Origin of the sequence: Nostoc sp. (genome assembly GCF_035638895.1) — a bacterium.
Classification (GTDB): domain Bacteria; phylum Cyanobacteriota; class Cyanobacteriia; order Cyanobacteriales; family Nostocaceae; genus Nostoc.
The window spans coordinates 1-2,713 of the sequence record NZ_DASQZC010000646.1 but is presented as its reverse complement, the minus strand read 5'-3'; the positions used below and the strand labels follow the sequence as shown (position 1 = coordinate 2,713).

Genomic DNA, 2,713 nt, shown 5'->3' with positions numbered 1-2,713 from the left:
CGTATAGCTTTTTGTATCTTAGCGTCTATGATTTTTTCTAATTCTTTGTATGACATTGAGTTGAATTTGGCGAAAGACAAGAATTATTTGTAACTTATATACTTACATAAGTTTGAGTATGTTCAAAACCTCTAACTTATTAAATGAAAGCTATTTTGACATAGTGGGAGTATTAAGTGCGTTGGCGTAGTTGCAAAACAGCACCCGAAACACCAAAAGCTAATATCACCAAGGTATAAGTTGGTTCGGGAACTGCAATAATGCTTACCTGATTAATGGCCAAGCCGTATTGTGGAGCAGAACTGCTAAAAACGAGTCGTGAGATGTTTGGAGTGTCACTACGAATTCCCAAGAACACTGCCGAATTATCTAATGCTAGTGACGAAATATTTGGAACTGAGAAACTACCCAACAGGTTATTGGCGTTATCAAAAGCGGTGAGAAAAGTTTCAACTTTTAAATTACTAATGTCTACAGCTATCTGAGTACCAGCGCCAAAAACAGGCTGGGCAAAACTAATGGTAAAAGGCCCGCCGTTCCCGTTAGTACCAGGATCAGGAGTATCAGGAGGAAGAGGGATAAAACCTGTTGGGTCTATACCTCCAAAGAGAATAAAATCACCTTTGGCGAAGTTAGTCCGAATGCCAGGTGAAGGTAAAGTTTGAAAGACAAACGGTGGAGTAATCCCAGGATTATTAGTTGGAGCTATATTTATATCCAACCCTAAACCACCTTGGGATGTTGCTAAAAAAGAGTTAGGTAAAAAAGCAGAAAAGTTACGATCAGAGGGATTAAATACTTTACCTAAACTTCCCCAATCAACTTGATCATTTCCTCCTAATCCAGCGCGTTCAGTGACTAAAAATGTAGCTGCTTTAACTGGTAATGGGAGAAACGTTATTATAGCTGTAATTGCTGGTAAATATTTCACAAATGACTTCAATAATTGATTTATTGTAAATGCCACAAGGCAGACTCCTTAATTTAATTTATTAGGAAAATATCATTAAACCAATTCGCAATTTGCAATGACGCGACGCTCCTGCGTCGCTAACGCTTCGCTATCGCTTCGCTATCGCGGACTCGCCTTGCGCGTCGCTAACGCAATTAAGTTTTGAGATGGGGATTTAAACCCCTTTCTCATTACAAGCAATTCCCTTTGGGGATGGGAAATTAACCCCTCTTGTTTGTTAAAATGTAATAACTCAACACCCAAGATGGGGAACATCCCGATGCAAAGAAAATATGTTTGTCATTGCGTTGGCTTAAGCCGTAGCGTAGTGAACGCAAGTGCGTCTCTAATGAACGTGGATTAAATAAAATGCAAAAGTTTATCCTGCATCTAGCTTCCCTCTCCTTTATAAGGAGAGAGATTGAGGCTGAGGTAGGCCAGGGATATTAATTGTATGTTATTTAATTCTTATTCCTAAGAGTTGCGATCGCAATGACAATTCATAATCTGGGTTTGACATAACTGACATATTTTGGATGCTCCCCCCTGCATGAGGCAATGCGTTACTATCAGGGAGAGAGTTGAAGCAACTGCCGTGTTCAATGGTTGTGTTACAAAAACTTTTTGATGGCTAGCTGGCCAGAGTTGACAAAATTCGTAACCTTACCAGTATCACATCATTTTTACAACACAACTTTAGCCTGGGTTACAAACACAATTGTTTGCGTTTGTACCACGCTTAATTAGCCATTTACGGGATTCTAGAATCTAAAATCCTCTAGGCGATTACTTCGATAATTTGAGGACTGTTAACGCCGTTTATTCTAGCAATTTCGACGGAGCCAAATTGCGAACCGCTACCATCTCTGTCGAAGGAGAGAATCGAGCCATTGGTGTTAAATCCAAAGCGTTGGTTAGTATTGGTGAAAGCACTACCGAGGGTGAATTGAGAAGCTTGTAATAGCCCTAGTTGGAGTCCACCTCCAAATCCAGATGCGGAAACTTGGATTTTATCACCTTGAGATGCGTTTAAGTCGTTGATAATATCGCCACCCTCTAAAGCACTGTTGTAACGGAAGATATCAGCTCCTGCTCCACCAGCTAAGATATCTCTACCCAATCCGCCAATCAGAATATCATTACCATCTCTACCATCAAGGTTGTCATCACCCGAACCACCGTTCAGGGTATTGACTCCAGCATTCCCAGTTAAGCGGTCATTTCCATTACCTCCGGTAAGGTTGTCAAAGTTCACAACTCCGAAATTTAAAGAACCGAAACCGGGAATATTGCTGACGTTGACTTGTTGTGCGGATAAATCACCAATTAGCTGTACATTGGTTCCAGAAGCGTCTATGGTATCGATCGCAGTTGCTGAACCAATAATTTTTTCAACTCTAATAAGTTGGTCTGCACCACCACCACTTTTTTGAACTGTACCTGTTGCTAATACTGTGACACCACCAGTAAGGCTGTAATCTACGGTGTCTTGTCCATCCCCGCCATCAATGCTGTCGTTACCCTGACCACCCTTAATGGTGTCATCGCCTCCACCACCTAACAATGTGTCATTGCCTGCACCGCCATCAATCAGGTCATTGCCACCAAGACCAGATAACAGATTATTTTGGGCATCGCCCTTAATGGTGTCATTGTTAATTGTGCCGATAACATTGTCAAAGTTGACTACATTAAATGTCAATGTTCCCAAACCAGGAACGTTGAGGGCAGAGATAGTTTGGGCTTCTAAGTCAGCGATCG

2 protein-coding genes are annotated in these 2,713 nt (G+C 41.4%); both read right to left on the bottom strand.

Going from position 1 to position 2,713, the window contains the following annotated elements; all coding sequences use genetic code 11:
- Positions 1 to 172 precede the first annotated feature (172 nt).
- Positions 173 to 967, bottom strand: coding sequence for a hypothetical protein (locus VE944_RS30945; RefSeq protein ID WP_324986656.1), 795 nt, complete (start codon positions 965 to 967; stop codon positions 173 to 175).
- Positions 968 to 1,730: 763 nt separating this feature from the next.
- The coding region (locus tag VE944_RS30940) for a calcium-binding protein (protein ID WP_324986653.1) at positions 1,731 to 2,713 on the bottom strand (983 nt) is incomplete at its 5' end.